17 protein-coding genes are annotated in these 17088 nt (G+C 71.3%); 9 read left to right on the forward strand and 8 right to left on the reverse strand.

The window, feature by feature from the left end; translation table 11 throughout:
* Window positions 1-179: 179 nt before the first annotated feature.
* Window positions 180-677 (reverse strand): Smr/MutS family protein, encoded by a 498-nt coding sequence (locus tag VF647_23655; GenBank protein ID HEX8455095.1) that lies wholly within the window; start codon window positions 675-677, stop codon window positions 180-182.
* Between the two features lie 78 nt (window positions 678-755).
* Window positions 756-1043: an HU family DNA-binding protein gene (locus VF647_23660; protein HEX8455096.1), complete on the reverse strand. Its 288-nt coding sequence runs from the start codon at window positions 1041-1043 to the stop codon at window positions 756-758.
* Window positions 1044-1145: 102 nt separating this feature from the next.
* Between VF647_23660 and VF647_23665 the strand changes: the two genes are divergently transcribed.
* From VF647_23665 to VF647_23690, 6 genes are all read left to right on the forward strand, one after another.
* Window positions 1146-2507: an ATP-binding protein gene (locus tag VF647_23665; GenBank protein ID HEX8455097.1), complete on the forward strand. Its 1362-nt coding sequence runs from the start codon at window positions 1146-1148 to the stop codon at window positions 2505-2507.
* On the forward strand, window positions 2504-3217 hold the full coding sequence (locus VF647_23670; protein HEX8455098.1) for an HAD-IB family phosphatase: 714 nt from the start codon (window positions 2504-2506) through the stop codon (window positions 3215-3217). Before VF647_23665 ends, VF647_23670 begins: the two co-directional genes overlap by 4 nt.
* A gap of 135 nt (window positions 3218-3352) precedes the next feature.
* Window positions 3353-4438, forward strand: a complete 1086-nt coding sequence (locus tag VF647_23675) for an alanine--glyoxylate aminotransferase family protein (protein ID HEX8455099.1) — start codon at window positions 3353-3355, stop codon at window positions 4436-4438.
* Window positions 4435-6036 carry a phosphoglycerate dehydrogenase gene (gene serA / locus VF647_23680; GenBank protein ID HEX8455100.1) on the forward strand — a complete coding sequence of 534 codons (1602 nt, stop codon included), beginning with the start codon at window positions 4435-4437 and terminating at the stop codon, window positions 6034-6036. The genes VF647_23675 and serA overlap by 4 nt, the downstream gene beginning before the upstream one ends.
* Before the next feature lie 424 nt (window positions 6037-6460).
* Window positions 6461-6964 (forward strand): hypothetical protein, encoded by a 504-nt coding sequence (locus VF647_23685; GenBank protein HEX8455101.1) that lies wholly within the window; start codon window positions 6461-6463, stop codon window positions 6962-6964.
* A 145-nt stretch (window positions 6965-7109) separates the two neighbouring features.
* Window positions 7110-8489, forward strand: coding sequence for an HD domain-containing phosphohydrolase (locus VF647_23690; protein HEX8455102.1), 1380 nt, complete (start codon window positions 7110-7112; stop codon window positions 8487-8489).
* A 344-nt stretch (window positions 8490-8833) separates the two neighbouring features.
* On the opposite strand, the gene VF647_23695 is transcribed toward VF647_23690, so the two are convergent.
* Window positions 8834-10147, reverse strand: a complete 1314-nt coding sequence (locus tag VF647_23695) for a GGDEF domain-containing protein (GenBank protein ID HEX8455103.1) — start codon at window positions 10145-10147, stop codon at window positions 8834-8836.
* Window positions 10148-10391: 244 nt separating this feature from the next.
* On the opposite strand from VF647_23695, the gene VF647_23700 reads away from it, so the two are divergent.
* Window positions 10392-12536, forward strand: a complete 2145-nt coding sequence (locus VF647_23700) for a S46 family peptidase (GenBank protein HEX8455104.1) — start codon at window positions 10392-10394, stop codon at window positions 12534-12536.
* A gap of 207 nt (window positions 12537-12743) precedes the next feature.
* On the opposite strand, the gene VF647_23705 is transcribed toward VF647_23700, so the two are convergent.
* Entirely contained in the window at window positions 12744-13079 is a 336-nt protein-coding gene (locus VF647_23705; GenBank protein HEX8455105.1) for a helix-turn-helix domain-containing protein, read from the reverse strand.
* A gap of 102 nt (window positions 13080-13181) precedes the next feature.
* Here VF647_23705 and VF647_23710 point away from each other — a divergent pair, with 102 nt between their 5' ends.
* Entirely contained in the window at window positions 13182-13802 is a 621-nt protein-coding gene (locus VF647_23710; GenBank protein HEX8455106.1) for a nitroreductase family protein, read from the forward strand.
* A gap of 111 nt (window positions 13803-13913) precedes the next feature.
* Entirely contained in the window at window positions 13914-14600 is a 687-nt protein-coding gene (locus tag VF647_23715; GenBank protein HEX8455107.1) for a DsbA family oxidoreductase, read from the forward strand.
* A gap of 142 nt (window positions 14601-14742) precedes the next feature.
* Here the strand turns inward: VF647_23715 and VF647_23720 are convergent, their stop codons facing one another.
* The 4 genes from VF647_23720 to VF647_23735 form a co-directional block, all read right to left on the reverse strand.
* A complete protein-coding gene (locus VF647_23720; GenBank protein ID HEX8455108.1) occupies window positions 14743-15099 on the reverse strand; it encodes a DUF4186 domain-containing protein in 357 nt (118 codons plus the stop codon).
* A 249-nt stretch (window positions 15100-15348) separates the two neighbouring features.
* Complete coding sequence (locus VF647_23725) at window positions 15349-15978, reverse strand: GAF domain-containing protein (protein ID HEX8455109.1); 630 nt, start codon at window positions 15976-15978, stop codon at window positions 15349-15351.
* Window positions 15979-16069: 91 nt separating this feature from the next.
* Window positions 16070-16627 carry a heme NO-binding domain-containing protein gene (locus VF647_23730; GenBank protein ID HEX8455110.1) on the reverse strand — a complete coding sequence of 186 codons (558 nt, stop codon included), beginning with the start codon at window positions 16625-16627 and terminating at the stop codon, window positions 16070-16072.
* Window positions 16628-16654: 27 nt separating this feature from the next.
* Window positions 16655-17088 (reverse strand): GAF domain-containing protein (locus VF647_23735; protein ID HEX8455111.1); only part of this gene is annotated, 434 nt, incomplete at its 5' end.

Raw genomic sequence — 17088 nt, forward strand, 5'->3', positions numbered from 1 at the left:
CCTCACCCGCCCTGCGCCCCCGCAGGCGGGGGAGGGGGCCGGGGGGAGGGGGCCCTCCGCGAACCACGCCCCCTCTCTCGATAACGGCGAGGGCGGAGCCCTCTCCTGTTATCGGGAGAGGGGGCAGCGAGGAACGAGCGGGGGTGAGGGCCCGCCTTGCGCTCCACCCCGCCCGGACACTACTCTTCGCCCTCCGTTCGGCCCCGTGACTCCTCCCGCGACAGCCGTTGGATCTCCGCGTCGAGCAACGCCGGTGTGGGCGCGATTCCGAGCTCCCAGAGCGCTTCCTCCGCGCGGCGCAGGAGGTCGGGGGAGGAGGCGCGCAGGCGCTTTGCCACGCGCTCTTCGGCCAGGGTGCGCGGAGGCGGGGGCGGGCGGGTGAGCTCCACCTGGAAGCCACCGCCTCCGGGGAGGAACGCGTAGCTCTCCACCACGCTCCCGCGCAGCTCGGCCAGCAGGTGCTCCACTTCGCCCAGGAGCACGGGCGGGCCGAGGGAGCGGTTGCCGCGGCCGGTGATCACGACCACGGTGCGCGCGCGGTCGGCGTGGCGCGCGCGGAGCCAGGCGTCGGCGCGCACGCGCGCGGCGTCGCCGGTGAGGCCGTGCAGGTCCAGGAGCGGGTGGAGCGAGCCCCACCGCGGGGCGTGGCGCTCACCGCGGGGCGGCTTGCGGGGCACGAGAGGGGGCTCCGGCGCGGAAACGACGAGAGCCACGGCACCCTGCCGTGGCTCTCCGCAACGCGGTCCGGGTTGGGCTCAGGCGCCCAGGCGATCCTTGAGGCCCTTCCCCGCGCGGAAGGCCGCGCTGGTGGAGGCGGCGATCTGGATCTCCTTGCCGGTGCGCGGGTTGCGGCCCGTGCGGGCCTCGCGCTTCTTGGTCTCGAAGCTGCCGAACCCGGTGATGGTGATCTTCTCCCCGTTCCGCAGCGCCTCGGTGATGATCCCGTCCTCCACCGAGAAGAGCGCGTCGACCACCTTGGTCGCTTCGGTACGCGGGATGTCGGCGCGGCTGCTCAGCTGCTGGATCATTTCGGACTTGTTCACCCGGGAGCTCCTGTGATTGAGGTGAGAACCGGCGCGCTGGTTTCCGGCGCCGGACGGCCCCAAGAGTAGGACCCCGCTCCGTCCACGTCAAGAGAGATTCCCGTGCCCGAATCCCCAGTCGCCACGCCAATCCCGGTGGGGGAAGCCTCCCCGCGGGAGCTGCAGGCGGCGTACGACATCGCCCACGCCTTCCTCACGGCCAGCTCGCCGGACGAGGTGTACGGGCTGGCGCTGGAGCGCGTCTCGCCGCTGGTGGGCGCCGCCTTCGCCAGCGTCTTCGTGCGCGACACCCCCGACGAGCTGCGCCTTGCCGCGCAGTGGAACTGGCCCGCGCGGTACGCCGAGCACCTGGACCAGCTTCGCGTGCGGGTGGGAAACGGGCCCACCGGGCTGGCCGTGGCCGAGAACCGGGTGGTGGAGGTGTTCGACGTCCACAGCGACCCGCTGCTGGAGGACTGGTGGGAGGTGGCGCGGGAGCTGGACTTCACCGCCTCCGTCTCCCTGCCGCTCGTCACGGGCGAGGCGCCGGAGGGGGCGATCACCTTCTACTTCCGCACCTCGGACACGCTGCGCGAGACGGACCGCTCGCTGCTGCGGCTGGTGGCGGACCAGCTCTCGGCCACGGCGGAGAAGGCGCACCTGATCGCCGACCTCACCGACGCCAACCGCCGCCTGCGCCAGCAGAACGTGGAGCTGGAGGCGCGCTACCGCGAGGCGGAGGAGGCGCGGCGGCTCAAGGGCGAGTTCATGGCCAACATCTCCCACGAGCTGCGCACCCCGCTCACCGCCATCCTGGGCTACACGTACCTGCTGCGCGAGGGGATCAGCGGCGAGCTGTGCGAGGAGCAGCGCACCTCCGTGGACAAGATCGAGGAGTCGGGCACCGAGCTGCTGGGGCTGATCAACGACCTGCTCGACCTGACGCACCTCCAGCTCGGCCGCCTTCCCGTGCAGGCGGAGACGACCGACGCGGTGGCGCTCCTGCACGGCATCCAGGGGAACGTCTCGCCCGATCCCGCCGCGGGCGTGGAGGTGATCTTCGACGTTCCCGACGTGTCCGTTCCGGTGCGCACCGATCCGTCGCTGGTGCTGCGCATCCTGCGGCACCTGGTCTCCAATGCCTTCAAGTTCACCCCGGCCGGCAAGGTGACGCTGCGGGTGCGGATGGTGGCCGGCTCGCCATGGACGGAGGAGGCGCAGGCCGGCGGCGGCACCCGCAACCGCGTCGTCTGGGAGGTGGAGGACACGGGGATCGGCATCGACGCGGCGCAGCTGGAGCGCATCTTCGACGAGTTCCGCCAGGTAGACGGCTCGCCGACGCGGCGCTACGGCGGCACGGGGATCGGACTGGCGCTCTCGCGGCAGCTCGCGCGGCGGCTGGGCGGCGACATCGGGGTGCGCTCCACGCCCGGCCAGGGCTCCGTCTTCTCCCTCTCGGTGCCCGCGGGCTTCCAGGGCGCGTGAGCTTCGCCACCGTCGTGTTCGACTGCGACTCCACGCTGGCCCACGTGGAGGGAATCGACGAGCTTGCCGGGTCCCACGCCGACGAGATCCGGGAGCTGACCGAGCGTGCGATGGAAGGCACTCTCCCGCTTGAGGAAGTCTACGGCCGCCGCCTGGAAATCATCCGCCCCACGCGCGCCCAGGTGGAGGCGCTGGGGCGCGACTACGTGGCCGCGCTCGTGCCCGACGCGCGCGAGACGGTTGCCGGGCTGCGCTTTCTTGGAAAGACGGTGCGCGTCGTCTCCGGCGGCCTCCTCCCTGCCGTGCTGGCGGTGGCGGCCGAGCTGGGGATCGCGGAAGATGACGTGCGTGCGGTCGCGGTCCGCTTCGATGACGCAGGCGAGTACGCCGGCTTCGACGACGCATCGCCGCTGGCGCGCAGCGGCGGGAAGGAGGCGGTGCTGCGCGGGTGGTCCCTTCCCCGCCCCGCGCTGATGGTGGGCGATGGCGCCACGGACCTGGAAGCGCGCCCCGCCGTCGACGCCTTCGCCGCCTACATGGGAATCGCCTTTCGAGAAGCCGTCGCCGCCGGAGCCGACTTCGTCCTCCGCGACCCCAGCCTCGCCCCCGTCCTCTCCCTTGCCGCCGACGCCGCCGACCGCGCGCGCCTCTCCGCTTCCCCCTTCGCCGCCCTGCTGGAGCGCGGCGACCGGCTCCTGCACCAACCGTGACGCCTCTGCTGTTCTCTCTGCGTCTCCGCGCCTCCGCCTGAGACCCGCGGTTTCCCAAGCCATCCTCTTGCGGATCTCCGCCCCACGCTCGACCTTCCCGCCTCCGAAACCCGCGCACCCAGTCTCGACGAGCGAATGACCGCGTTCGGCCGTTTCTTCCTTCCCGGCCCCACCGAGGTGCACCCCTACGTGCTGGCCGCGATGACGCAGCCCATGATCGGCCACCGCGGGTCCGGGATGTCCGCGATCCTGGCCGGTTGCGACCCCGTGCTCCGCGCCATCTTCCGCACCGAGCGCCCGGTGTACGTCGCCTCCTCCTCGGCCACCGGGCTGATGGAGGGCGCCGTGCGCAATGGTGTGCGCCGCCGCGCGCTCTCGCTCGTCAACGGCGCGTTCAGCGAACGCTTCCGCGACCTGGTGGCCGATTGCGGGCGCGAGGTGGAGACGTACGAGGTGGAGTGGGGCCAGGCCCACGACGCCGCCGAAGTGCACCGCCGTCTCCGCGCGGGCGGATTCGACGCGGTCACGGTCGCGCACTCGGAAACATCGACCGGCGTCCTCAACCCCGTGCGCGAGATCGCCGAGGCCGTGCGCGCCGCCGAAAGCGACACCGGCGACGAGATCCTCCTGCTGGTGGACGGCGTCACCAGCGTAGCCGGCGCGCTGGTGGAGATGGACGCGTGGGGGCTCGACTTCCTCCTCACCGGCTCGCAGAAGGCGCTGGCGCTGCCGCCGGGGCTGGCGTTCGGGGCGGCGTCGGAGCGGATGATGGCGCGCGCGGAGACGATCCCGGGGCGCGGCCACTACTTCGACCTGCCGGAGTACGACCGCTTCTGGCGCAAGCACCAGACGCCCACCACCCCTGCCCTGTCGCTGGTCTACGCGCTGGCGGAACAGGCGCGGCGCATCGCCGCGGAGGGCGTCGAAGCCCGCGCCGCGCGCCACGACGCCATGCGCGAGCGCGCCCTGGCCTGGGCCAAAGAGCGCGGCATCCGCCCCTTTGCGCCCGAGGGGTGCCGCTCGCCGACCGTCACCACGCTGGCGATCGACGGGCCCGTCGCCGCGCCGGAGATCGTCGCGCGGCTGGCGAAGGCGGGGTGGACGATCGGCGGCGGGTACGGCAAGCTCAAGGATTCGACCATCCGCATCGGGCACATGGGAGAGCACACGGTGGAAGAGCTGGACGCGCTGCTGGACGTGATCGACGAGGTGCTGCGATGAGCCGCTTCCGCGTGCTGGTGACCGACGAGGTGGATCCGGAGGGGCTCGCCCACCTCCGCTCGCACCCCGACATCGAGGTCCACGAGAAGCCGACGCGCCCCCTAGACGAGGTGATCGCGGAGATCGGCGAGTACGACGCCTTCGTCGGACGCAGCGCCACACGCGTCACCCGCGAGCTCCTGCAGGCCGGTGACCGGCTCAAGGTGATCGGCCGCGCCGGCGTGGGGGTCGACAACATCGACCTGCAGACGGCGACGGAGCTGGGGATCGCGGTCATCAACGCGCCGGGCGGGAACACGGTCTCGGTTGCGGAGCTGGCGTTCGGCGTGCTCCTCTCCCTCGTCCGCAACATCCACGTCGCCGTGGAGTCCATGCGCGGCGGCCGCTGGGACCGCTCGCGCCTCGGCGGCTCCGAGCTGCGCGGACGGACGCTGGCCATCATCGGGCTGGGGCGCATCGGGAGCGAGATGGCGCGCCGGGCCCGCGCCTTTGGGATGACGCTGATCGCTTACGATCCCTTCGTACCGCCCGCGCGCTTCGAGGAGCTCGGCGTGGAGCGAATGGAGCGCCTCTCCGACGCCATGGACCGCGCGGACGTGGTGACCGTCCATACGCCGCTGACCGCGGAGACGGTGGGGCTGATCGGCGCGCCGGAGCTGGCGCGTCTGGGGCGGGGGGCGATCGTGATGAACCTGGCGCGCGGCGGCATCGTGGCCGAGGATGCCCTCACCGACGCGCTCACCTCGGGCCGCATCGCCGGGGCGGCGCTGGATGTGTTCATCGGCGAGCCGCTGGCGGCCGACCACCCGCTGCGCTCCATCCCCAACCTCATCCTGACGCCGCACCTGGGCGCGTCCACCAGCGATGCCCAGCGCAGCGTCTCCATCGAGGCGTGCTCCGCCGTCCGCGACGCGCTGGTCACCGGCGACCTGAGCGCGGCGATCAACGCGGCGGGCGTGGGTGGCTCCGGGTGGGGCGAGCTGCGTCCCCTCCTGGCGCTTTCGGACCGGCTGGGGCGCCTGGGCCGCGCCCTCCTCCCCGGCGCGGTGAGCGCGCTGGAACTGCGCTACACGGGTCCGCGGGGCGAGCAGGCGCCGCGCCCCCTCCTCCTCTCCGCGCTGCAGGGCACGCTGCGCGACGTGGTGGACCGCCGCGCCATCAACCTGGTGAACGCGCAGCACGTCGCCACCGAGCGGGGGATCGAGACGGCATCGACGCACGTGGCGGGGCGCGGGGAGCTGGGCGAGGAGGTGGAGCTGCGGATGGAGGCGGGCGACCGCATCATCCGCGTGGCGGGCGCGGTGCTGGGGGAGACGCACGGCCGCATCATCCGCATCGGCGCCTTTCGCGTGGACGTGGCTCCGCGCGGCACCCTGGTCGTCCTGCGCAACCGCGACGTCCCCGGCGTCATCGGCCGCGTGGGCACCCTCCTCGGCGAGGCGGAGGTCAACATCGCCGAGTACCACCAGGCGCGCCTGCAGGTCGGCGGCGAGGCCCTCGCCGCCATCACCGTCGACGGCCGCATCCCCGCCGAGGTCCTGCAGCAGCTCGCCGAGCTCCCGGAGGTGCTGGACGTGCGGCAGGTGGATATGGAGTGAGGCACGGAAGTGCGTGAGTGCGTGAGTGCGTGAGTGCGCTGGGAATGGGGAATGGGGAATGGGGAATGGGGAATGGGGCCGCGACCAACCCTCTTCCTCTTTGTCATCCTGAGCGACGCGCCTCTCTGCCCTTGCCCGTGCTCCACACTTTGGCGCGGAGCGAAGGATCTACTGCGCGTAACGAGGGGTTCGTAGTTACCCGCGGTCCTCGCGCCTCGTCGGCTAGATCCTTCGGTCGCCGCACGAGGCCGGGGTGCGCCGCAGATGCTCGTGTGGGCGGCTCCCTCAGGATGACAGGATGGGGGGCGCGGCAGGCGTCGACGCACTAACGCACTAACGCACTAACGCACTACCGCACTCCCCGCAGTTCGGCGCGTACCTTGCTCCACCGCCGCCCATCGTTCTCCACACCAACGAGGCATCCATGAGCATCCGCGAGTGGCTCAAGCAGCGGATTACCGACAACGCCGGGAGCGGTGACAGCGACTCGTTCCTGAACCGGCTCGTGTTCGGCAAGGAGACGCCGCAGCAGCGCTCCATGGGCGAGTACGACAAGCGCTCGTATCCGCCCGAACTGGTGGACCTCCTCCGCCGCCGCGCCGAGGTGACCGACGAGGTGATGGAGATGGACTTCACCACGGCCCAGGCGCGCCGCGACGCCATCCCGCGGCTCCAGCAGCTCCTCCACAAGTACCCGCACCCGGTGCTGTACGAGGCGCTGATCCACGCGTACGCCGATTCCGGGCGCTGGGACGAGGCGCGCGGCGTGGCGTACGCCGCCCGCGAGCGCCGCCTGGAGTGCTCCCGCTCCACCTACCCCGAGATCCGCTCCGAGATCGACCGCCTCAAGGAGTGGTCCCCCGAGGACGTGGACGAGATGCGCCGGGAGCGCGAAGGCGGCGGGCCGGCCTCACCCGCCTCCGCCTGACAACGCCGGGTAGAACAAGTCGTCGTGGCGCTCTCCGGCAGCGCTGGGTGCAACTCACCTGTTACCGCGTGGGGGAGCAGCAAGGAAGGTCCGGCACGTGAAATGCCTCATTCGCAGGCACATCCTGCACCCGGCGGAACGGACCATGGCGACCAGCGAATCAGAACTCCCTCACTCGGACGATCCGGTAATCGCGCACCTCCAGGGGGCGGCGGAGGCGTACCGGGACATCGAAGCGCAAAAGGTGGAGGACGAGCGCGAGATCGAGACCCTCCGCCACGCGCTGAACGACGCGCGCGGCCACACGCACCGCATGCAGGCGGAGCTGGACGCCGAGCGCTGGAACGCGGAGCGGGAGCGGCAGCGCGCGGAGTGCCTCAAGGAGGCGATGAGGCAGATCCACGGCGCCCTCTTCAGCGGCGACGTGTCCACGCTCATCCTGCGCGCCTGCCTCACGATCAGCGGCGCAACGCGCGGGGTGTACGTCACCGCGCGCCGGCCAGACGGGGCACTGCGCGTGCGCGCTGAGATCGACGTGGACGCGATGGTCGGCGGGCCGCCGCCGCCCACGCTGGCGGAGCTGTGCCGCGAGGCGCTCGACAAGAACGACACCATCGTCTGCAACGAGGCCGAGACGGAGGAGCGCTTCGCGGTGGACGGCGAGCAGGGGATCCGCTTCCGCAACTGCGTGGCGGCGCCGGTGGTGCTGCTCGCGAACCTGGACGGGGTGGTGATCGCCGCAGACAAGACGGACGGCGACTTCGACGACCGTGACATCGAGGCGCTCATCAGTGTGGGCGACCAGGCCGCCGTGGCGGTAAAGAACCGGCACCTGGAGCGCGCCCTGCAGACGGCGTACGTGCACACCGTCACCATCCTGGCGGACGCGGTGGAGGCCAAGGACCCGTACACCCACGGGCACTGCGAGCTGGCCTCGCGCTACGCCCGCCTGATCGCCGCGCGGCTGGAGCTCTCCGCGTACGAGCGCGCGCTGGTGTGCTACGGCGCGCTCCTGCACGACGTGGGGAAGATCGGGGTGAGCGACGGCGTGCTCAACAAGCCGGGCCCCCTCCTCCCCGAGGAGGTGCAGCTGATGAGGGCGCACGTGCGCGTGGGCCACGACCTGCTGCGCAACGTCCCCGCCCTGCACGACGTGGCCGAGGTGGTACTGCACCACCACGAGCACTACGACGGTACCGGCTATCCGGACGGGATGAGCGGCAACGAGATCCCGATGCCGGCGCGCATCGTGGCCGTGGCGGACGCGTACTGCGCGATGATCACGCGCCGGAGCTACAAGGAGGCGTACTCCGAATCCGACGCCCGCGCCGAGCTCAGCCGCTGCTCCGGCACCCAGTTCGATCCCGAGGTCGTGGACGCGTTCCTGGCGGTGCTGGATACCCCGGAGGCGCAGGACCAGGACGATGATGATTTCTCCGAGTGCGGGCTGCTCCCGGGGTTCGAGCGGCTGCACGAGGACGTGACCGCGGGGTGGGGGGCGATGGCGGGGGCGTCGGGGGGGTGATTGGCGAGGCGTGGGCGATGAGCGCCGGGGGACGGCACGCCGGGGGATGGCGCGCCGGGGGATGAATCCCCCGGCTGGAACAACGCGAAGCCCACTAAAGTGGGCTAGAGGAACGTGGCATTAGACCCGAGTCCGCGAAGGCGGTCTTTGCGTGGTTCCAGCGGCGAATTCGTTCGCTCTTGGGCAGGCGACGGCGCACCGCGGGACACGGGCAGCCACATGGGGCTGCCCCTACGGGGGTCGGGGCGTTTCGATGGTGAGGGTGCGGCGGCGGGGACGGAGATGCGAAGAGGCGCGGAGGATTAATCCTCCGCGCCTCTTCTGGTGTTTGCGTGCGCCGAACGTCAGATGGCGGGGGGGCGGGCGCCGCCGCGGACGCGGAGGGGGTTCAGGTGGGCGGCGCGGCGGCGCTTGGCCTCGTAGAGGCGGCGGTCCGCTTCGCGGATCATCTGCTCGGCGCTGTCGAAGCTGCCGTCGTAGGTCACCACGCCCGCGCTCACCTCCACGCGGCCGATGAGCTGCTTGCGGACGCGCTCCACCAGAGCCTCGGCACCCGCGCCGTCGCCGCCGGGGAGGATCACCAGGAACTCGTCGCCGCCGTAACGGACTACGACGTCGGAGCGGCGGGCTTCGCGGCGGAGCGCCTCGGCCACGGTGCGCAGGAGGCGGTCGCCGGCGGCGTGGCCGCTCTGGTCGTTGACCTCCTTGAAGCCGTCCAGGTCCAGCGCCACCAGCGCCAGCGCCTCGCCGCGCGTGGCGCCCGCCCACACGTGCTCCATCACCACTTCCATGTGGCGGCGGTTGGCGAGCCCCGTCAGCGGGTCGGTCAGCGAGAGGCCGCGGACGCTCTCGATCAGCCGCACCCGGCGGATCGCCATCTCGGCCTGCAGGGCCAGCGCGCGGAGGATGTCCCAGTCCTGCGGCTCGAAGATGCGCTCGTCGCGCCGCTCGGTGAGCACCAGCACCGCCTCGTCGCCCACGGGCACGTGCGCCACCAGCGCCGTCTGCGGGTTCTCGAAGAGGGGCGCGGCGGCGGGCACCCGTCCGTCCGCGCGGGCGTCCAGCGTCACGAGAAGACCGGGCTTGGCGAACACCTCGTCCCACAGGATGCACAGGCGGTGCTCGCCGTGGCGCGCATTGGGCGCACACGGGGCGCGTAGCATCCCGCGCTCGCCATCGCGCGCGAGGCCCTCGGCGCGGTGGCCGCCCACGATGCGCAGCGCGTGCTCGGCCAGGGCGCAGAGCACCCCGTCCTCGGTCTCGGCGGCGTTGAGCGCTTCGAAGTAGGCGATGAGCTGGTCCGGCAGGAGCTGGCGCTTGGCGAGACGCGCGCGCTCGCGCCGCAGCGCCTCGGTGCCCCAGGTGACACGGTCGCGAAGCTCCGCCTCTTCCAGGCCACGCGGCACGCGGCACGCGGAGCTCCCCGCCACCAGCACGCCCTCGCCGTCCGACGCTTCCAGGAGCACGAGCAGCTCGAGGTCTTCCACGCAGGGCGTCGGCTCCTCCTCGCGCTGCAGCTGCTGCTGCACGCGGCGGCCCGTGACCACGGTGGCGGCAAGCGGCGAAGCCACGTGCAGCTCCGAGTCGCCGCCCATGAAGCCCGTGGGCGTGGCCAGCACCAGGCTGAGCTCCCGGTCCTCTATACGTCGATGCCGCATATGCTCCTTCGCGCGCAGAACAGGCGGGGCCGCCGGAGTGCCGGATTGACCCGGAGAGGCGAGGCTACATCGTTGAACAGCAAGGAGATGGCGAATATACGAATGTTTCGCTGGGAGGTCAATGCGTGTCACCGTTTGCGGACAGACGGCGCCGGTTCTCCCCGTGGACGTCGCTCCGGCTCTCCCTTTGCGTCACGGACCGCGACACGCGTGTTCCCGCGTTCCCAGCCACCCGCTCCGTGTGATGATCCAGATGCGTTCGACCGTCTTCCTGCTCGCCGCCGTGCTGGCCGGGTGCGGCACGGCCCGCACGTCCAACGAGCCCGCCACGCCGGCCCCGATGCCCGCCGCCGAGCCGATGCCGGCCCCGGCCGCGCCCGCCGCGCCCCGGGCCGCGTCGTCGTACGACACCATCCGCGCGCGCCCGTTCGACACGGGGCGGATGTGGACCTTCGACTTCCCGCCGCTGGAGCACTTCCAGCGCACCTACGGCTTCCGCCCCACGCAGCAGTGGCTGGACAACGTGCGGCTCTCGGTGGTGCGCTTCGCCACCTGGTGCTCGGCGTCGTTCGTGTCGACCGAGGGGCTGCTCCTCACCAACCACCACTGCGCCGTCCCCACGCTGGACCCGGTGCAGCGCGCGGGCGAGAACCTGCTCACCAACGGCTTCATCTCCCGCACGCGGGGCGAGGAGCGCCGCGTTCCCGATCTCTTCGTGGAGCAGCTTGTCTCCATCGAGGACGTGACGGAGCGGGTGGCCGCGGGCGTGGGCGAGGGGACCCAGGAAGAGCGCCAGTCCCGGCAGATGGCGGTGCGCCGCGAGCTGGAGCGGCCGGACTCCGCCAACCGCATGCGCTACCAGGTGGTGGAATTCTACAACGGAGGGCGGTACAGCCGCTACGGCTACAAGCGGTTCGACGACGTGCGCCTTGTGTTCGCGCCCGAACAGGCGATCGCCTTCTTCGGCGGCGACCCGGACAACTTCAACTATCCGCGCTACAACCTGGACATGGCGTTGTTCCGGGTGTACGACGAGAACGGGCGCCCATTCCGCCCCGCAAACTATCTCCGCTGGAGCGCCGCCGGCGCGCGCGAGGGTGACCCGGTGTTCGTGGTCGGCAACCCGGGGACGACGCAGCGCCAGCTCACGAACGCGCAACTCGAGTACCTTCGCGACGTCGCCCAGCCCGCGCAGCTCGCGGTGCTGAACGCGCAGCGCACCTCCCTGCAGCGCATCGGCCAGGCGGACCCGGCGCGGGGGCTGGAGCTGCGCGACAACATCTTCAGCATCGAGAACTCCATCAAGGCGATCACCGGCCGCCGCGAGGGGGCGCTGGACCCTGCCCTCTTCGCCCGCAAGGTGGACTGGGAGCGCCGCTTCCGCGCGTCCGTGCAGGGCGACCCCGCGCGCGCGGCCCGCTACGGCGCCGCCTGGGACTCGATCACGGCGTTCCAGGCGGAGCGCCGCGCGCTGGCTCCCGGGCTCCTCTACAACGCGTACCTCAACTCGGGTCCGCTGGGCCAGGCGATGGCGCTGGTGCGCGCGGCCGGCGGCGAGGCGCAGTTCCGCGGCGCGGCCGGGGCTCCGCTGACGGCGGCGCGTGGCGAGCAGGTGATCGAGCTGGCGGAGCTGCTGCGCGTGGCCCAGCGCAACGTGCCGCAGGACTCGGTGCTGCGCCTGGTGCTCGCCGGCCGCTCGCCGGACGATGCCGCCACGCAGATCGTCTCGTCGTACACCCTGGCGGACACCACGGCGCGCCGGCAGCTCCTGGCCGGGGGCGCCGCCGCGGTGCAGGCCTCTACCGACCCGGTGATCGCCCTGGCCCGCCAGGTGGCGCCGGTGGTGATGGCGCGGCAGCGTGCGATGGCCGCCATCAACGTGCGCGAGACGGCGCAGCGCAACCTGCTGGGACGCGCCTTCTACGAGGTCTACGGCACCGACGTGCCGCCCGACGCCACCTTCACGCTGCGCATCGCGGACGGCGTGGTCAAGGGTTATGAAGCCAACGGTACGATAATGCCGTGGAAGACAACCTTTTACGGCCTCTACAACCGCGCGTACGGCTTCGACCAGAAGACGAGCGACTTCGACCTTCCGCCGCGCTGGGACACGCCGCCGGCGGGCCTGCGGCTGGAGACGCCGTTCAACTTCGTCTCCACCAACGACATCATCGGCGGCAACAGCGGCTCGCCGATGATCAACCGGAACTCCGAGGTGGTGGGGCTGATCTTCGACGGCAACCTGCAGTCGCTGCCGGGGAACTTCATCTTCGACGAGACGCAGAACCGCACGATCTCGGTGCACTCGGCCGGCATCCTGGAGGCGCTCCGCAACGTCTACCGCGTGCAGCGCCTGGTCGACGAGCTGGTGCCGCCCACGCGCCGCTGACCCTCTGTGGCTTCAAGAAAAACTCCCCCTGCGCTCACGGGCGCGGGGGGAGTTTCCATGCATCCTGTTTGTCTCACGCGGAGGCGCGGAGACGCGAAGAAAGAACAGCAAAAGCCTCACACAGAGGGCACAGAGGGAACTGCAAGCCACAGAGAACCACTTTTTCTTTTCTCTCTGCGTCTCCGCGCCTCCGCGTGAGCCATGCCGTTACGATGCCTGCTCGGCTGGATGATCGAGCCACTCGTGCGCCCACGCGCCCAGTGCGTCCACGGCGCCGGCGAGCGCGCGGCCCTTTTCGGTGAGCGCGTACTCCACGCGCACCGGCGTGTCCGGGATCACGCACCGCTCCAGAACGCCCTCCTGCTCCAGCTCGCGCAGGCGCTCGGAGAGCATGCGGTCCGTAATGTCCGGGATCGCGGCGCGCAGCCCGGCGAAGCGCGTGCGCCCCTTCAGCAGCACGAAGATGATGGCGCCCGTCCAGCGCCGGCCGACCAGCTCGACGGCGCGATGGAAGAGGGGGCAGAGCGGCGTGTGCGCATTCATGGCTTCTACGATAGACGAAAGGGACGCCTTGACGCAATCAACTTCCTTTTGTATAGTTGATACTCAAAACGCAGCATAAAGTTCACCCGAGGGAATAGAGCCATGATGAGCACCAGCATCGACTTCCTGAGCGTGCGCGAAGCGGCGGAGCAGCGCCGTTCCATCCGTGCCTACGAGCCGGTCCCCATTCCGCGCGACGAGATGGAGGAGATTCTCGACGTGGTGCGGCGGGCGCCTTCCGCCTTCAACGTGCAGCCCTGGCGCTTCGTCGTCGTGGAGACGCCGGAGATGAAGGAGCGGCTCGCGGCCGCCGCGTTCAACCAGCGGCAGGTGCACTCGGCGCCCGCCGTCATCGTCCTGTACACGGACATGAAGGAGTCGCTGGCCCACCTCAACGCCATCGTGCACCCCGGGATGAGCCCCGAGCAGCAGGTGGCGACGCAGCGCACCATCCGCAACATGTTCGCGAAGCAGAGCGAGGACGAGCGCGAGACGTGGGCGCAGGGGCAGGGCTACATCGCCCTCGGCTACCTCCTGCTGGCCGCCGAGGCGCGCGGCTACCAGACCTCGCCGATGGCCGGCTTCGACCCCGCCGCCGTCAAGGCGCTCCTGGGTCTGCCGGAGAACGTCCGCATCCCGGCCCTGGTCGCGATCGGCCGCGGCGCGGAAGAGGGTTTTCCGCAGCACCGGCTGCCGCTGGAGAGGATTCTGCGGGTGGCGTAAGAGAAAAAGTGCGTGAGTGCGTGAGTGCGTCAGTGCGTTGGGCTCCAGGCGCACTAACGCACTCACGCACTCACGCACTTCTGTTCAGCACTTCCCTTCCCTGGAGACCCTATGAAGGTCGAGATCTATTCCGACGTTGCCTGCCCGTGGTGCTACATCGGGAAGCGGCGGTTCGAGAGGGCGCTGGCGGCGTTTCCGGGGGCGGGTGAGGTGGAGGTCGTGTATCGGCCGTACCAGCTCGATCCCGCGGCCCCCGCGACGGCGCGACCGCTGCTGGATGCGCTGAAGGAGAAGTTCGGGCCGGGGGCGGCGTCGATGGCGGGCAATGTCGCCGAGGCGGCGCGCGGGGAGGGGATCACGATGGACTTCGACCGCGCGCTGGCGGCTAACACCCTCGCCGCGCACCGGCTCCTGCGCCTGGCGGAGCACGAGTACGGACCGCCGGTGCAGCACGCGCTGGCGGAGCAGCTCTTCGAGGCCCACTTCGCCCGCGGCGCCGACATTGGCGACCCCGCGGTCCTCACCGCCCTCGCCATCGCGGCGGGAATGGATGGCGAACGGGTGCGTGGGTACCTGGTGTCGGACGAGGGGGTAGCGGAGGTGATGGGCGAGATCCGCGACGCGCGGCAGCTCGGCATCACCGCGGTTCCCACCTTCGTCTTCGAGGGGCGCTACGGTGTGCAGGGCGCCCAGCCGGCCTCCGCCTTCCTCCAGGCCTTTGAGACCGTCGCCCGCGAATCCGCCGCCGTGCCGCAGGCTGGCGCGGATGGGTGTGATGATGGGGCGTGCGCGGTGTGAGGAGCTGAGCGGCCGTCATCCGAATTCCGGGGGATAAATCCCCCGGCTGGAACCACGCGAAGCCCACTGAAGTGGGCTAGTGAAGCGCGGCATTCGACCAGGAGTCCGCGAAGGCGGACTTTGTGCTTTTGTTGCAGCGAGTTTACTCGCCCGTCCCCCCAGTAAGCCACCGCTCGATCGCCGACACCACGTGCGCCTGCTCCTCTGCCGTCAGCTCGCGGCCGGCGGGGATGGCGTGCCATTTCTCGAGGCAGCCGCGGCAACAGGTGGCTGTGGCGTGTTGCGCGACGAAGACGGGGTGGCCGCGAAAGGGGGTCTGCTTGCCGTCTTTGACGGGGTTCGCGGGGGCCAGGCGCCGCGCCACGAAATCCGCCGCGTGCACCAGGATCGTGGGCAGCCCCTTCGCCTCCAGGTACGCGCGATCCGCCGCCCCCAGCCGAAACCGGCTCCGGAAGCGGGACCCCGCCAGTCCGCGGAACACCCGGTCCAGGTCGCGCATCTGCTTCGAATCCCCCTAATTTTGTCATCCTGAGCGACGCGCCTCTCTGGCCTCGCCCGGGCTGTGAACCATGGCGCGTAGCGAAGGATCTACTGCGCGTTGCGCGAGGTTCGCGGTCGCGCGCGGTCCCCGGCCCTGCTCCGGCTAGATCCTTCGGTCGCCGCAGCAGTCGGGAGAGCGGGGCGAGGCCCGGCTATGCGGCTCCCTCAGGATGACAAAAATGGGCGACGCGCACCCTGGCAACGCGGCCTACGCAGGCGTGCGGGCCTCGCGGAGGGCGTCGGCGAGAGCGCGGTTCTCGGCGACCTGGGCGGTCAGCTCGGAGGCGAGCTCGCGCAGGCGCAGGGTCTGCTCCTCGGCGAGACGCGTGCGGTGGCGCAGCTCGATCTCGCGGCGCGCGGAGGACGCGAGCTCCGAAAGGATGTCCACCTCGTCGGGGGTCCAGGCGCGAGGCGAGGTGTCGATGGCGCAGAAGGAGCCCAGGATGTGGCCCTCGGGGCCCGGCAGCGGGACGCCCACGTACGCCGCCACGCCCAGCGACTCCACCGTGGGGACGAGGCTGTACACCGGGTCCGCGCGCGCGTCGTTGATGACGAGCGGCTGGTCGGACTCGATGGCGTAGTGGCAGAAGGTGCGCCCCGTGAGTTCGCGCGAGGTGGCGAGGGGCTCGCCGAAGCCGTGCGCGCTCACGTAGAAGTCGCGCTCGTGGTCCACCAGCGAGATGAAGGCGGCGGGCACGCGCAGGAGCTTCGCCGCCAGGCGCGTCATGCGGTCGAACGCTTCCTCGGCGTCGGTGCCCAGGAGGCCGGTGCGGTGCAGCGCGGCGACCCGCTCGGGATCGTTCACCGCGCGGAGGGCTTCGTTCGTCGGGATGCTCACGATCGGTACTCCGGTTCTGCTCGAATGGCCGCGCGGGTGGGAACGCCCGCCGCGGGGGTCCGGACCGCGCTTGCACACCCCGGACCACGGCTCAGGCCTCCGGCGCGCCCTCCACCAGCCGCACGGAGATCAGGCAGCGCTCCCCGCCCCTGTGCACGCACTCGGGCTGGTCCACGTCCACCGCCTCGCCGAAGTGGAGCGCCATGCCGCGCGCGATCCCCTCCGCCAGCGAGCAGAGGCCGCGCTTCGAGCGGTAGTCGATCCGCACCTCGGCGGGGGAGACGCGGCGGGCCAGGAGCGCGGGGGGTGTGGCGCCGGGCATGCGCGAGCGCACCACGGTGTGGATCGTCTCCTCCGTGTGCTCGATGACGTCCAGCGTGCGCCACGCGGGGTCGACCAGCGGGGCGTAGACGCGCAGCAGGGCGGGGGCGATGAAGACCCCGAAGTCCTCCAGCAACTCGTTCAGCGGCCGCCCCGTCAGGCGACTGGCGGCCAGCACCAGCGCGACGATCTGCTCGTCGGGATAGACGCCGTCCAGCCGGTGGTTCTCCGGGGGGACGCCCGCCGCCTCGGCCAGCGGAAACCAGGCGTCACGGCCCATGCGGTCGGTGACGTACTGGCGGAACTGGTTCATCACGATTCCGTGCACGGCCTGCTCTCCTCTCGAAGGGTGCGGCTATTCCCCGCCGGCGGCGGCGCCGTGCCCGCACATGAAGCGCCCGATGTCTTCGCCCAGCCGGTCGAAGACGGGGAGGAGCGCCGGGGTGGGCGTGCGCAGCCAGTCCGTGTAGAACTCCAGCACTCCGTACAGCTTTCCATCGCACTGCAAGGGGAAGGCGACCGCGGCGCGCAGCCCTTCGCGGGCGGCGGCGGCGTGGCGGGGGAAGTTCACCTCCACGCGCACGTCCTCCACCCACACCGGCCGCCCCGTGGCCCACACGCGCCCCGGGAGCCCCTCGCCGGAGTGGAAGGCGTGCGCGCGGCTGTCCGCCTCGAAGCTGGTGCTGCGGTAGGCACGCGCGCACCACGTCTGGCGCACGCAAAGCACGCCCCCGTCCAAGTGCCAGCAAGCGCCGAAGAGCCACCCCAGCGACTCCCCGATCTCGGCCA

This window comes from Longimicrobium sp., from assembly GCA_036387335.1.
Taxonomy (GTDB): Bacteria; Gemmatimonadota; Gemmatimonadetes; order Longimicrobiales; family Longimicrobiaceae; genus Longimicrobium.